Genomic DNA, 13,600 nt, shown 5'->3' with positions numbered 1-13,600 from the left:
GGGGAATGGAGGAAGATGTGAGATGTGCCGGGAGACGAAGCGGAGGTTTCTGGCCCATATCAGTGAAGATGGGAAACGTGAGCAGACAATTTTGGAGCACCTGGAGGGAACGGGAAGGCTGGCAGAGCAGTTTGCAGAAGTATTCGGATTCGGAAGTTATGGCTATGCTTTGGGGAAACTGCACGATATAGGAAAATATTCCTTTGAATTTCAGAAAAGGCTCACGGAAAATGGAAAAAAAGTAGATCATGCCACTGCCGGAGCCAGGCTGTGCTGGGAGCAGAAAGGGCCCTACAGTCCGTATGGAATGCTTGCCTACGCAGTGGCTGGACACCACAGCGGCCTGCCCGATACAGGCGGAGATGGGGACTTAGCTGGAAGGGGAACATTGAAAGGGAGAATGAAGAAAGAACTCTGCAGCTTTGAGGAGTACCGAAAGGAAGTTGACTTTCCTGCCCTTTCTGCTCCCACAAATTTCAGAGGAACAGACAGAGGGGAGGATCCGGGATTTGCCCAGTCTTTTCTAATCCGGATGCTGTATTCCTGCCTGGTAGATGCGGATTATCTCGACACGGAAGCATTTATGAAGGAAAAAGTGGAGAGGGATTCCGGCGAAAAGCTGGAATCCCTTTTAAAAAAGCTGGAAAAGCACGTGTCGGGCTGGCTGTATAATCACGACAGGAGGACCGTCAACGGGAGAAGAAGTGAGATTTTGAGGCAGTGCCTTGAGAAAGGAACGCTCCCTCGTGGTCTGTTTCGGCTGACAGTACCCACCGGAGGAGGAAAAACCATATCTTCCCTGGCCTTTGCTCTCCGCCATGGCGCAGAGCACGGGATGAAGCGGGTGATCTACGTGATCCCGTATACAAGCATCATCGAACAGAATGCTAAAATCTTCAGCGACATTCTGGGAAGAGAGAATGTGCTGGAGGATCACTGTAATATCGACTATGAGAGTGATGAGGAACTGAAACCGCTTCACCTGGCGGCTGAGAACTGGGACAAGCCTGTGGTGGTGACGACGAATGTCCAGTTTTTTGAATCCCTGTTTTCCAATAAGTCATCAAAGTGCAGAAAACTCCACAATATAGCGGACAGCGTGATCATATTTGATGAGGCACAGATGCTGCCCTGCGAGTACCTGAGGCCCTGTATCGCTGCGATGGAGGAATTGCTTTTGAGGTACAGGAGTACGCTGGTACTCTGCACAGCGACACAGCCGGCCCTCGGCGGCCTGTTCAGAAAAAGTATAACGTGGGAAGAGTTGTGCCCCGATCGCGAGGAGCAGTTTCAGTTTTTTAAGCGCTGCCAGATACTTAATCTCGGAAGAATCCGCAGGGAGGAGCTGATTGACAGGCTGGAGCAGGAAGACCAGGCACTTTGCATCCTGAATACAAAGCGGGAGGTTCAGGAGGTCTATCAGGAGCTGAAGGAGAGAAGAGGACAATCATCGGAAGGAGAGATTTTTCACCTTTCAACCCAGATGTATCCGGAGCACAGGAAGGCGGTTTTGGAGGAGATACGGAAACGGACAGGGAAAAGGGCAGAAGGAAAATCTCAGATTGAGAAAACAGGGATTGAGGAAGAAACAGAAGAGACAGAATCTGCAGGGAATGTCTGCATTGTGATTGCGACGAGCCTGGTGGAGGCTGGAGTGGACCTGGATTTTGCATCTGTGTACCGGGAAATGGCAGGTCTCGACTCGGCCATACAGGCGGCCGGGCGCTGCAACAGGGAGGGGAAACGCCCCCTGGAGGAGAGCAGAACCTGGATTTTTGATATGGAGGGGGAAAAGAAAACCGCAGAGCAGGAACAGAGGGCCGAGGTGATGAGCGGAATGCTGGAGAAGCTTGAAAGGGCAGGAAAAAGCCTGAATTCCCCGGAGGCAGCGGAAGAATATTTCCGCTATCTGTACCAGTTTAAGGGAAGTGAGCTGGACAGAAAACATATAATGGAATATTTCCGCCCGGGAAATTTCAGCTTCGCCTCTGCCGCTCAGGAATTTAAGATGATCGAGGAACACACAGTATCTCTCCTGATACCGGTCGAGGAGAGTGCAGAAAAAATTGCGGAGGAAATCCGTTTAAAAGGCTGCAGCAGAAAGCGGATGCGTGAGGCGGGCAGGTACAGTGTGAGCGTAGACAAAAAGAAAATAGAAGAGTTCTGCCGAAACGGCATTGCTGAGCTATTGACCGAAGGGGAAGAAGACGGATTGTACGTGCTGAAGAGGAGAGAGCAGTATTCGCAGGAAGTCGGACTCCTGATGGAGGTGGAAACAGGAAAGGCATTTTTGATGTAGAAAGAAGGAAAAGAGGGAGAGGGGGCCGAATGGCCCCCTCTCCCTTTTCATAAATAAAACTGGAAAAAAATATTTCAATCCACGCCCGGTATCGGATAAGAATGCTGAGCGACATAGATACCATAACACAAGAACCGGTGAAAAAAAAGAGTTAATGGTAAAAATCAGATTGACTTAAAAAGAAAAAGTGATATGATAGAAATACAAATAGTTTTATAAATAAAAAAGAAAAAAATGAAGTTAAATATTGATTTACCGAAGAAAGAAGGGTTTTACTAATGCAGATCTATTCAGCAATTTTTCCTGTGAAGGAATCTTTAACTCAGGATGTTTTAATTCAATTAGTAATTGAATGGAATCAAGGAAGTCCTTTTAATAAAATTTCTAATTTAAATTGGGATGGAAAAAAAGAAATATAAAATTTGAAGATGAAAATTTATCTTTATCCATTGAGGAAATCCGTGCTTATAATACAATTGCTGTGAGATTTCATCAGTTTGATGAAAATAAGATTATATGGAATACGGATATTGTTGTGAATTTTTCCACACATATTTTCTCTATCAAATTAGACAGGGAAACAACTGTTGATACAATTAGTTTCATTCCCAAATTCAAACCGCCGATTCTTGTTAATATGCTGCTGGAAAGGGGATATATAGGAACTGATAAGGACATGCCCATAAGTGATAAGCCGATTTTCATTAATAAAGATAACTATAAAGTAATAGAAAATATTATATGTAGAAATGTTGTATATTCGATGCCTGTGATCTATGTAACGAAACTATGGGGGGGTTATCCTTTAAGAGTTCAGGACTTAGCATATAAATTGCGCGGTGTTGCACATGTTCTTGCGGAGGATGATGCAGATGTGTCAAAGATTCTCAGAGAAAGCTGCAATGGGATGAATTCACATCATGGAAGTATCGGCATTTATTACCCAAGCAGTTCGGCATTGAATAAAATAATTAGCACCAAAAACTATGAAGAACGGGAGGAAGTACTGATAGAGCGCGTAGTAAATATTGTATGCAGATATGTTAATCAACAGGCTAGGGACAGGATGATGACCTGGGAGGGCGTTCAGAATGAATTGCTGAAATTACGTTATGTAAGAGCTAAAGAAAAGAAAGAAAAAGCGGAGAGCGAAGTATCTGAGATTTATGATAGTTTTGGAGAGGAACTCGAAGAAAAGGAACATACCATTGAAGAGTTAAATAATCGAGTTATGGCACTGCAGGCAGAAAACCAGGGACTTAGAGCAAAATATGATCAGATTACAGAAATTCCTCTGTTATACTACGGCACGGAAGATGAATTATTTGAGGGGGAAATAAAAGATCAGATACTGGGAATGCTTAGTAATCAACTGAAGAATGTAAAAAAGAAAACTCGAAAGGAAGATATATTACAGGATATTTTGAAATCTAATAAGTCAACAGATGCTTTAAATAAAAAACAGGCAGAGATTAAGCGTATATTAAAAGGTTATACGAAGGTAGATGATCATTTAAAAAGGGAGTTAAAAACATATGGTTTTACCATTACAAAAGATGGGGGACATTATAAGCTCACATATAAAGGGGACTCCAGATATTTGTTTACGTTATCAGCATCAGGAAGTGACAGCCAGCATGGAGGTGGGAATCTTGCGGCGGAGATTATTCAGGATATGCTTTAATAAGGATTCAGAGATTACTCAGGGGTACAAAGGAGATTTGATGATTTTTCTCGGAGAAAAATTATTTGGATGAGACTTTAAGGTATTAGCGAAAATATTGAATGTTTGTATACACAGCAAAAGAAAGGAGCCATACATATGGCAAAAGGAATCAAAGTACGGGTGTGGGGAGATTATGCTCTTTTTTCGCGGCCGGAGATGAAAGTGGAACGGTGCACCTACGACGTGATGACACCCTCTGCCGCCCGGGGGATATTGGAGGCAATCTACTGGCATCCTGGCCTCAGATGGAAGATTGACAGGATTTATGTCAAGAAGCCCATCCGCTTTACCAGTGTCAGAAGAAATGAGGTGAAAAGCAAGCTGTCTGCGTCTAATGCCCTTTCCGTTTACAATGGAGCGAAAAAGGATCTATACATCAGCACGAAGGCCGATATTGTACAGAGGGCGTCACTGATTTTAAAGGATGTAGAATACGTGATAGAAGCCCACTTCGAGATGACGCAGAATGCCAATGAAACAGAGAATCCGGGAAAGTTCAAGGACATTGTAACCAGAAGACTCAATAGAGGGGAATGCTTTCATATGCCCTATTTTGGATGCAGGGAGTTTCCCGCCTACTTTGCTCCCTGTGAGGAGGAAGTGATTTCCACTGCCTATGAGGGGGAGGAGGAAAGGGATTTGGGATATATGCTTTATGATATGGACTATTCCGATCTGAAAAATATCCAGCCCATGTTTTTCAGGGCCGTATTAAGGCGGGGAGTGCTGGATGTAAAAGACTGTGAGGTGGTACGGTGATTTTACAGGAGCTTGTAAAGTATTATGAAAGGCTGGCAGAGCAGGGGAAAGTATCAAAACCAGGCTGGTGCAGCGCAAAGGTATCATACTGCCTGGATCTGAGACCGGACGGGACAGTGGCCAGAGTGATTTCCTGTTTGAAAGAGGAAGAACGCGGTAAAAAAAAGGTTCTGGTTCCCCAGGATTTTACTGTGCCGGCCATGGTTTCCCGTTCCTCAGGCATTGCCCCGAATTTTCTCTGTGACAATTCTAAATACCTTCTGGGAATAGACAAAAATGGTTCGGGAAAGCGGCTCAGGGAGTGCTTTGAGGCAGCTAAGAACAGACATCTGGAAATTCTCGACGGCGTTTCCGGAGAAGCCGCAGAGGCTGTCTGTGCGTTTTTTAAGAGCTGGGATCCGGAGAAGGCAGCAGAAAATTCTGTGATCCGCGAAAAGTGGGAGGAGCTTACAGCCGGTGGAAACCTTATTTTTTCCGTTGGGATGGATGAAGCACAGAAGGATGAAAGCATCCGGCGTGCCTGGGAAGAAAGCCAGAATAAAAAGGGAGCAGGGGAAGAAAAAGCCGGGGTTTGCCTTGTGACAGGAAAGAGGACAGAGATCGCAAGAATTCACAATACGATCAAGGGAGTTTCGGGTGCACAGTCCAGCGGTGCGGCTCTGGTATCCTTCAATGCAGACTCATTTACTTCCTACGGAAAGGAACAGAGCTACAATGCACCAGTGGGAATCTATGCGGCCTTCGCCTATACGACGGCTCTCAATTATCTTCTGTCCCAGCGCAGATATGTGTTCCAGTTAGGAGATGCAACTGTGATTTTCTGGTCTGAGAGCGGGGAAGAAGCCTACCAGCAGGCATTCTGGATGGGAATGGAGGCCAGAGAGGACGATCAGGAAAAGATCCGGGAACTGTTGGAGGCAATGCAGAAGGGCAGACCGGTGGCAGTCGATGACATTTGCCTGAATCCTGAACAGAGTTTCTGCGTTCTGGGACTGTCGCCGAATGCGGCGCGGCTGTCTGTACGTTTCTTCTATAAGAACAGTTTCGGCAGCATTCTTACCAATCTGAAACGCCACTATGAGCAGATGGAGATTGTCCGGCCTTCTTGGGACAGAACAGAATATATGAGTGCAGGAAGGATGCTGTATGAAACGGCCAATCAGAAGTCCCGTGACAAAAAAGCGCCGCCGAATATGGCTGCTGCCGTTTTCAAATCGATCCTGTCGGGAGCGAAATACCCGGAAAGCCTTTACTCCAACGTGCTCATACGGATACGGGCCGAGAGCGGTGCAGGAAAAGTGACAAGGGGACGGGCTGCTATTATCAAGGCCTATCTCATACGAAATAAAGAGGAACGACTGATAAAGGAGGGAACATTTGTGAGGGTAAATGAGTCCTGCGTCGACACAGCCTATGTGCTGGGACGCATATTTGCAGTGCTGGAGGAAATTCAGGAGAAGGCGAATCCAGGCCTGAACAGCACAATTAAAGACAGATATTTTAATGCTGCCTGCTCCAGGCCGCAGCTGATTTTTCCCACGCTTTTCAAGCTGGAGAGCAGCCATATCAGAAAGCTGGAGGACAGAGCTGCCATTTACTATGAGAGACAGCTTACAGAACTTCAAGGGATGCTACAGGCAGAGAAGGGAGAAAACGGAATAAGGGAAAAGGCAAAATCCTATCCGGCCAGCCTGAATCTGGAAGAGCAGGGGGCGTTTATTCTGGGGTACTATCACCAGGTGCAGAAGAGATATACGAAAAAGGAGGATAAATAGATGAGCGAGGCAATTAAAAACAGATATGAATTCGTGGTATTATTCGATGTGGAAAACGGAAATCCAAACGGAGATCCAGATGCAGGCAATATGCCGAGAATTGATCCGGAGAGTAATTTTGGACTTGTGACGGATGTGTGCCTGAAGCGGAAAATACGAAATTATGTGGAAACAGTAAAAGAGGGGGAAGAAGGATACGGAATTTATATCAGAGAAGACGTGCCTCTCAACACAAGTGACAAGAAGGCATTATCCTATATCGGAGTCGAAGATTTGAGCGAAAAGGGGCTTAAGGAATTAAAGAAAAATGATCCGGAAGCGGACAGAAAAATCAGAGATTTTATGTGCCGGAATTTTTTTGACATTCGGACCTTCGGAGCAGTTATGACAACCTTTGTGAAAGCGTCATTAAACTGCGGGCAGGTGAGGGGACCTGTGCAGATTGGCTTTGCCAGAAGTATTGACCCGATTGTGAGTCAGGAGCTCACCATAACCAGAGTGGCGATTACCACAGAGGAGGACTCGCTGAATAAAAAGACGGAGATGGGAAGAAAAAATATTGTCCCATATGGCCTGTACCGGGCAGAGGGATTTATCTCTGCAAACCTGGCTAGAAAGGTGACAGGATTTTCAGAGGAAGACCTGGAACTTTTGTGGGAAGCGATTATCAATATGTTTGAGCACGATCATTCCGCAGCAAGAGGGAAAATGGCCGTCCGCAGGCTGATTGTGTTTAAACACAGCAGGGAGCTGGGAGACTGCCCGTCGTACAAACTGTTTGATGCTGTTGAGGTAAAGAGAAAGGAAGGGGTGGAATTTGCAAGGCAGTATTCAGATTATGAGATAGCAATTCACAGGGAGCAGATCCCGGAAAGCGTTGAAGTGATGGACAAGATTTAAAGCACTTTTTCAGAGGGATTGAAAACAGCCTGTATGGCTTATACATACCTGTACATATTGCACATATAGTCCAAAGCAGGAGGCGGCAGAGGAAAAAGCGGTATGTCTTCTGCCGCAGAGAGGGGAAGGCAGTAAAACGATGGAATACAGGGAAGAGGATTATCTGATGATTTCCGGGATTCAGCATTTCAGGTTCTGCAGAAGACAGTGGGCAATCATCCATATAGAGAAGCAGTGGGAGGAAAATGTCCATACTGTAACTGGAGAATTGATGCACAGGAAGACCCATGATCCCTATCTGGCAGAAAAGAGAAGAGATGTTCTGATCAGCAGAGCCCTTCCGGTACATTCCCGGTCACTGGGGGTGAGCGGCGAGTGTGATACGGTGGAATTCAGAAAATCAGAGAATGGAATCAAGCTGCATGGCCATAGGGATCTCTATGAAATTTATCCGGTAGAATATAAGAAGGGAAGCCCGAAAATTACAGAGGAGGACCGCCTTCAGCTTACCGCTCAGGCCATGTGCCTGGAGGAAATGTTTTCTGTAAATATTGCTGAGGGGGCTATTTTTTACGGGGAAACAAGAAAACGGGAGGCTGTGACGTTTACAGATGAGCTGCGAACAGAAGTGAAGGAAATGTTTGAAGAAATGCATCAGTATTACAATCGCGGTTACACTCCGAAGGTTAAATGGAGCAAAAGCTGCAATGGCTGCTCTTTGAAGGACATTTGTCTGCCAAAGCTGGGAAAGGCACAGTCAGTAAAAGCATATATCAGCCAGGCAGTTGGGGAGGAAGAATGAGAAGGCTTTTAAATACATTGTATGTCACATCAGAGGACAGCTATCTGGCTCTGGATGGAGAGAATATTGTGGTACTTACAGGTGAACAGGAGGCTGGCAGGCTTCCGCTTCATACGCTCGAATCGGTGATTTCCTTTGGATACCGGGGTACAAGCCCTGCCCTTATGGGAGCGTGTGCAGAGCGGGGAATCTCTCTTTGCTATCTGACGCCCCAGGGTAAATTTCTGGCAAGGGTAAGCGGGAAAGTTAAGGGCAATGTACTGCTGAGACAAAGGCAGTTTGAGAGCAGCAGAAATGATGAGGAGAGCCTTGCAATTGCGAAAAACTGCATGATTGGAAAGGTACATAATGCCAGATGGGTGCTGGAGAGAGCCATAAGAGATCACGGAATGCAGATAGATGCAAAAAAGGTGAAAGAAGTATCTCTGCACTTAAAGGAGAGTCTGAAATGCATAGAAAGAAGCAAGACAAAGGAAGAGCTGAGAGGTCATGAGGGAGAGGCGGCTGCGGCGTATTTCGGCGTATTTGATGAGCTGATCCTTCAGCAGAAAAAAGAGTTTTTCTTTCAAGGGCGCAGCAAAAGGCCGCCTATGGATAATGTCAATGCACTGCTGTCCTTCGTCTACACACTTCTTGCCAATATGATTTCTTCGGCTCTCGAGTGTGTGGGCCTTGATCCCTATGTAGGGTATTTTCATACGGATCGTCCGGGAAGGGCATCTCTGTCCTTTGACATAATAGAGGAGTTCCGGCCGGCGCTGGCAGATCGCTTTGTATTGTCGCTGATTAATAAAAAGCTCGTAAACGGAAAAGGGTTTAAGAAGAAAGAGAACGGAGCGGTTATTATGACGGATGATACAAAACGGATTGTACTGACAGAGTGGCAGAACAGGAAAAAAGAGACACTTACACATCCGTTTCTTAAGGAAAAAATAGAATGGGGAATGGCACCTTACGTCCAGGCATTGCTTCTGGCCAGATATCTGAGAGGAGATTTGGATGGTTATCCGCCTTTTTTATGGAAGTAGGGCATAGGATAGGAAGAAGAAAGCGAACCTGAGAGAAATACAGTAAACACGGCGATGGGAAAACGAGTATGGAAACGTATGAGTGAAAAAGTGAAAAAAACGTGGGAAGCCTTAAGGAGGGAGAATGCTTGTATTAATTACTTATGATGTCAACACAGAAACACCGGAGGGAAAAGCAAGACTGAGAAAAGTGGCAAAACAGTGCGTCAATTACGGAAGGAGAGTCCAGAACTCCGTATTTGAGTGCATTCTGGACAGCGCCCAGTGCGTAAAACTGAAATGTGAACTGGAAGAGCTGGTAGATAAGCAGACAGACAGCCTCCGTTTTTATTATCTGGGAAATAATTATAAAACCAAGGTAGAACATATTGGAGTAGAGAGGGGGACGCCCGCAGATTCTGTATTGATTTTCTAGTGCGAATAACAGTTACACATAAAATTCCCTGGAGATTCGCACCGAAAAAACTGCACAAAAAATTATGAAATGGACAGGATAGAGGGAAAAATGGCCTGTAATAATAAATTATGAATGAAAAAATGTGCAAACTGCTGAAAATCGCACAAGATATTTGGGCAGTTTTGCTGTCGCTCCCCTCGCGGGAGCGTGGATTGAAATTCAATTTACAGAACATGGAAGACGTGACAAGGAGTCGCTCCCCTCGCGGGAGCGTGGATTGAAATCAGTCCTGTGGGACATGTCAAAGGCGAGGACGGGAGTCGCTCCCCTCGCGGGAGCGTGGATTGAAATCACTGACTTCTCGCCTTCGTCTGTCTCCTTTTGAGTCGCTCCCCTCGCGGGAGCGTGGATTGAAATAATATGGAAATCTGTTTCTTCACTTCCTCGTGCTGTCGCTCCCCTCGCGGGAGCGTGGATTGAAATTCCACCCGGCCGGTTTCGTCGTCCAGAGGGCCGGGTCGCTCCCCTCGCGGGAGCGTGGATTGAAATCCCCTGCTGAGCCTGTTATTTGCCGCTATGGTGGGTCGCTCCCCTCGCGGGAGCGTGGATTGAAATCTCCAGATACACCCAGTGCTGTATTGGCAGCAGCAGTCGCTCCCCTCGCGGGAGCGTGGATTGAAATTGTTAATCGATCCATATGATCCTCCCTTCCCTGCGTCGCTCCCCTCGCGGGAGCGTGGATTGAAATTGAGGTATCATAGCTGGTATTCTTGGCTGAATCGGTCGCTCCCCTCGCGGGAGCGTGGATTGAAATGAGTGAGTACCCTCGATCAGGCTCGCGAGGGCTACGTCGCTCCCCTCGCGGGAGCGTGGATTGAAATGGATCGGTAAATAAAATATTCGGTATCCGGCCCCGTAGTCGCTCCCCTCGCGGGAGCGTGGATTGAAATTTGGCCGAATCGCTCACATACGTATCATAAACCGTCGCTCCCCTCGCGGGAGCGTGGATTGAAATAGTATAGCGATATAATTGCACAGCCAGGACGGCACAGTCGCTCCCCTCGCGGGAGCGTGGATTGAAATTTACTGTACTGATCGGACTCTCAGCATTGTCGTTGGTCGCTCCCCTCGCGGGAGCGTGGATTGAAATATTAAACACTGCCGCCATATCTTTTCCGCCATCCGTCGCTCCCCTCGCGGGAGCGTGGATTGAAATCTCTTTGATTGTTCATTTGCACGAAGCGGTTTACCGTCGCTCCCCTCGCGGGAGCGTGGATTGAAATGTTTCTTAACATGTCTCCTCCTCCATCCAAATGAGTCGCTCCCCTCGCGGGAGCGTGGATTGAAATTCCTGTGTAAAGCCCTTGATTTTCTGCTTTGCCGTCGCTCCCCTCGCGGGAGCGTGGATTGAAATCGGTAAAAGTCAAAAGCAATCCCCCACTGATGCTGTCGCTCCCCTCGCGGGAGCGTGGATTGAAATCAGAATGGATCCGTAACGGCATAATTTAACGCTTCGTCGCTCCCCTCGCGGGAGCGTGGATTGAAATTTTTATGGCGTCGATTGCCTCTGTGAGCGAATTGTCGCTCCCCTTGTGGGAGCGAGGATTGAAATCTTAATGCGAGGCGCAAAATGGGATGGAGGTTTTGGTCGCTCCCCTTGTGGGAGCGAGGATTGAAATATTAAGTAAATACCATACAGTCACCAGCAGCCCGGTCGCTCCCCTTGTGGGAGCGTGGATTGAAATACATGTCCGTTTAGAAGCTCTTCATCACTGTTTTGTCGCTCCCCTCGCGGGAGCGCGGATTGAAATCAGTGCCGATGATACTATTATAGCACATTTTCGCGTCGCTCCCATTCGCGGGAGCGCAGATTGAAGTTCTGTATTTTCATTATCATTATATCAATTTAATATGTCAGTCATCTAAAAAATATATTTTACAGGTGTCTAATAATCAGTGTAATATATGAAGTATAGGTAAAAAATTACAACCGACAGGAGGCAATTTCATGAAAGAAAACCATAGCTTAGAAATGATTGGAATTCAGAATACCACAGGCAAGGTTCACTACAATTTAAGCCCTGCCCGTCTGGTAGAGGAGGCTCTTCGCCGCGGTGAAGGTGTGTTAACAGATACAGGTGCTCTTTCTGTTACTACAGGCAAATACACAGGACGTTCACCAAAAGACAAATTCATCGTGGACACAAAGGACGTTCATGATAAGATTGCCTGGGGAGATGTAAATGTTGCTATCTCTGAGGATGCCTACCAGTCAATTAAAAATAAAATGTTTGCATATCTGGCTGACAAGGAATTATATGTATTCCAGGGTTTTGCAGGAGCTGACAAGAAGTACACCAGAAAGTTTATGGTTGTCAATGAGCTTGCAAGCCAGAACCTGTTCATTCACCAGTTACTGATCAGACCGACAGCTGAGGAGCTGGAAAATTACGGCGCATCTGATTTTACTATCGTTGCCGCTCCTGGCTTTACCTGCGATCCGGCTGTAGACGGGACAAATTCCGAGGCAGCTATCATTGTCAACTTCCAGGACAAGATGGTACTGATTGCCGGCTCCAAGTATTCCGGAGAGATCAAGAAATCTGTATTCTCCGTAATGAACTATCTGATGCCGGTTGAGGAGAATGTACTCCCGATGCACTGCTCTGCCAACATGGATCCTGAGACCCATGAGACAGCTGTATTCTTTGGCCTCTCCGGAACAGGAAAGACAACTCTCTCCGCCGATCCTGGAAGAAAGCTCATCGGTGACGACGAGCACGGCTGGTCTGACAACGGCGTATTCAACTTCGAGGGCGGCTGCTATGCAAAGTGCATCAATCTGGATCCGAAGAATGAGCCGGAGATTTACAATGCCATCCGTTTCGGAAGCGAGGTGGAGAACGTAGTTCTGGATCCGGAAACAAGAAAGCCGGATTATGATGATGACTCTATCACGGAGAATACCCGTGTGGGCTACCCGATCACCTACATTGACAATGCTCAGATTCCGGGAGAGGGAGGAATTCCGAAGGTTGTTATCTTCCTGACAGCTGATGCGTTCGGCGTACTTCCGCCAATCTCCAGACTGGACGAGAATGCAGCAATGTATCACTTTGTGACAGGATTTACCTCCAAGTTAGCCGGTACAGAGCGCGGAATCAAGGAGCCGCAGCCGACATTCAGCACACTGTTCGGCGAGCCGTTCATGCCTCTCGATCCGTCTGTATATGCAGAGATGTTAGGTGAGAGAATTAAAAAGTACAACACAAAGGTTTACCTTGTAAATACAGGCTGGACAGGCGGTCCTTACGGAGTGGGAAGCAGAATGAAGCTGTCCTACACGAGAGCCATGGTAACAGCAGCATTAAACGGAGAGCTGGAGAAGGCTGAGTACAAACACGACGATGTATTTAATGTAGACGTGCCCCAGTCCTGCCCAGGTGCTCCGGCAGAGATTATGAATCCGAGAGACACATGGGCTGATAAGGCAGCTTATGATGAGGCAGCTGCCAAGCTGGCTAAGATGTTCAAGGATAACTTTGACAAGAAGTACCCGAATATGCCGGAAGAGATCAAGAATGCCGGCCCGAGAGCTTAATAAAAGGTACTGGCGCCGCAGGCTCCGGTTTAGGCAGGAGAAGAGCGCAGAGAAATATTGAGCAGTAAAGCCCATATAAGGCAGACATAAAAAACAGCAGGACAAGCTGAAGAGAAAGCTGCTGCAGGATGCAGAATCCGGCAGGAATCGTTTCGGAAGATTATTCCGGTTCACGATCCTGCCAGGGCATCGGCAGCAGCTTTTTTGTTGTATGGAAAGACCGTGTTGTTTTAAAAGGCAAAAGCCCTGATTCCGGATGACGTATAATTAATTTCGCAAAATTAATTTCATAAAAATAGACATGGTCTATAGC

9 protein-coding genes and 1 CRISPR repeat array are annotated in these 13,600 nt (G+C 46.7%); all 9 genes read left to right on the top strand.

All coding sequences use genetic code 11. The features are described 5' to 3' along the window. Window positions 1-22: 22 nt before the first annotated feature. Complete coding sequence (gene cas3 / locus DW757_RS15180) at window positions 23-2,299, top strand: CRISPR-associated helicase Cas3' (protein WP_118752148.1); 2,277 nt, start codon at window positions 23-25, stop codon at window positions 2,297-2,299. Window positions 2,300-2,693: 394 nt separating this feature from the next. Further along, on the top strand, window positions 2,694-3,983 hold the full coding sequence (locus tag DW757_RS15175) for a hypothetical protein (protein WP_118752147.1): 1,290 nt from the start codon (window positions 2,694-2,696) through the stop codon (window positions 3,981-3,983). A gap of 138 nt (window positions 3,984-4,121) precedes the next feature. After that, window positions 4,122-4,784 (top strand): type I-C CRISPR-associated protein Cas5c, encoded by a 663-nt coding sequence (cas5c, locus tag DW757_RS15170; RefSeq protein ID WP_118752146.1) that lies wholly within the window; start codon window positions 4,122-4,124, stop codon window positions 4,782-4,784. Continuing rightward, on the top strand, window positions 4,781-6,559 hold the full coding sequence (gene cas8c / locus DW757_RS15165) for a type I-C CRISPR-associated protein Cas8c/Csd1 (RefSeq protein ID WP_118752145.1): 1,779 nt from the start codon (window positions 4,781-4,783) through the stop codon (window positions 6,557-6,559). The genes cas5c and cas8c overlap by 4 nt, the downstream gene beginning before the upstream one ends. Continuing rightward, entirely contained in the window at window positions 6,560-7,459 is a 900-nt protein-coding gene (gene cas7c / locus DW757_RS15160; protein WP_118752144.1) for a type I-C CRISPR-associated protein Cas7/Csd2, read from the top strand. It begins immediately after the preceding gene. A gap of 139 nt (window positions 7,460-7,598) precedes the next feature. After that, window positions 7,599-8,261 carry a CRISPR-associated protein Cas4 gene (gene cas4 / locus DW757_RS15155; RefSeq protein WP_008398230.1) on the top strand — a complete coding sequence of 221 codons (663 nt, stop codon included), beginning with the start codon at window positions 7,599-7,601 and terminating at the stop codon, window positions 8,259-8,261. Further along, the gene (gene cas1c / locus DW757_RS15150; RefSeq protein ID WP_008398228.1) at window positions 8,258-9,289 is read left to right on the top strand and encodes a type I-C CRISPR-associated endonuclease Cas1c; all 1,032 of its coding nucleotides are present in this window, start codon (window positions 8,258-8,260) and stop codon (window positions 9,287-9,289) included. The genes cas4 and cas1c overlap by 4 nt, the downstream gene beginning before the upstream one ends. A gap of 124 nt (window positions 9,290-9,413) precedes the next feature. Further along, entirely contained in the window at window positions 9,414-9,704 is a 291-nt protein-coding gene (gene cas2, locus DW757_RS15145) for a CRISPR-associated endonuclease Cas2 (RefSeq protein ID WP_087381878.1), read from the top strand. Between the two features lie 169 nt (window positions 9,705-9,873). Further along, a CRISPR array of direct repeats spans window positions 9,874-11,563; the repeat unit is 32 nt; unit sequence GTCGCTCCCCTCGCGGGAGCGTGGATTGAAAT. Window positions 11,564-11,694: 131 nt separating this feature from the next. Beyond that, on the top strand, window positions 11,695-13,287 hold the full coding sequence (gene pckA / locus DW757_RS15140; RefSeq protein ID WP_008399015.1) for a phosphoenolpyruvate carboxykinase (ATP): 1,593 nt from the start codon (window positions 11,695-11,697) through the stop codon (window positions 13,285-13,287). The last annotated feature ends 313 nt before the right edge of the window (window positions 13,288-13,600 follow it).

This window comes from Clostridium sp. AM29-11AC (assembly GCF_003480545.1).
Classification (GTDB): domain Bacteria; phylum Bacillota; class Clostridia; order Lachnospirales; family Lachnospiraceae; genus Otoolea; species Otoolea saccharolyticum_A.
This window is presented reverse-complemented; position numbering and strand designations above follow the sequence as displayed.

Bases quoted from the DNA above. Each gene is read 5' to 3' on its own strand.
- cas1c (WP_008398228.1), top strand. From the start codon at position 8,258: ATGAGAAGGCTTTTAAATACATTGTATGTCACATCAGAGGACAGCTAT.
- cas5c (WP_118752146.1), top strand. From the start codon at position 4,122: ATGGCAAAAGGAATCAAAGTACGGGTGTGGGGAGATTATGCTCTTTTT.
- pckA (WP_008399015.1), top strand. From the start codon at position 11,695: ATGAAAGAAAACCATAGCTTAGAAATGATTGGAATTCAGAATACCACA.
- cas2 (WP_087381878.1), top strand. From the start codon at position 9,414: ATGCTTGTATTAATTACTTATGATGTCAACACAGAAACACCGGAGGGA.
- cas4 (WP_008398230.1), top strand. From the start codon at position 7,599: ATGGAATACAGGGAAGAGGATTATCTGATGATTTCCGGGATTCAGCAT.
- cas3 (WP_118752148.1), top strand. From the start codon at position 23: ATGTGCCGGGAGACGAAGCGGAGGTTTCTGGCCCATATCAGTGAAGAT.
- cas7c (WP_118752144.1), top strand. From the start codon at position 6,560: ATGAGCGAGGCAATTAAAAACAGATATGAATTCGTGGTATTATTCGAT.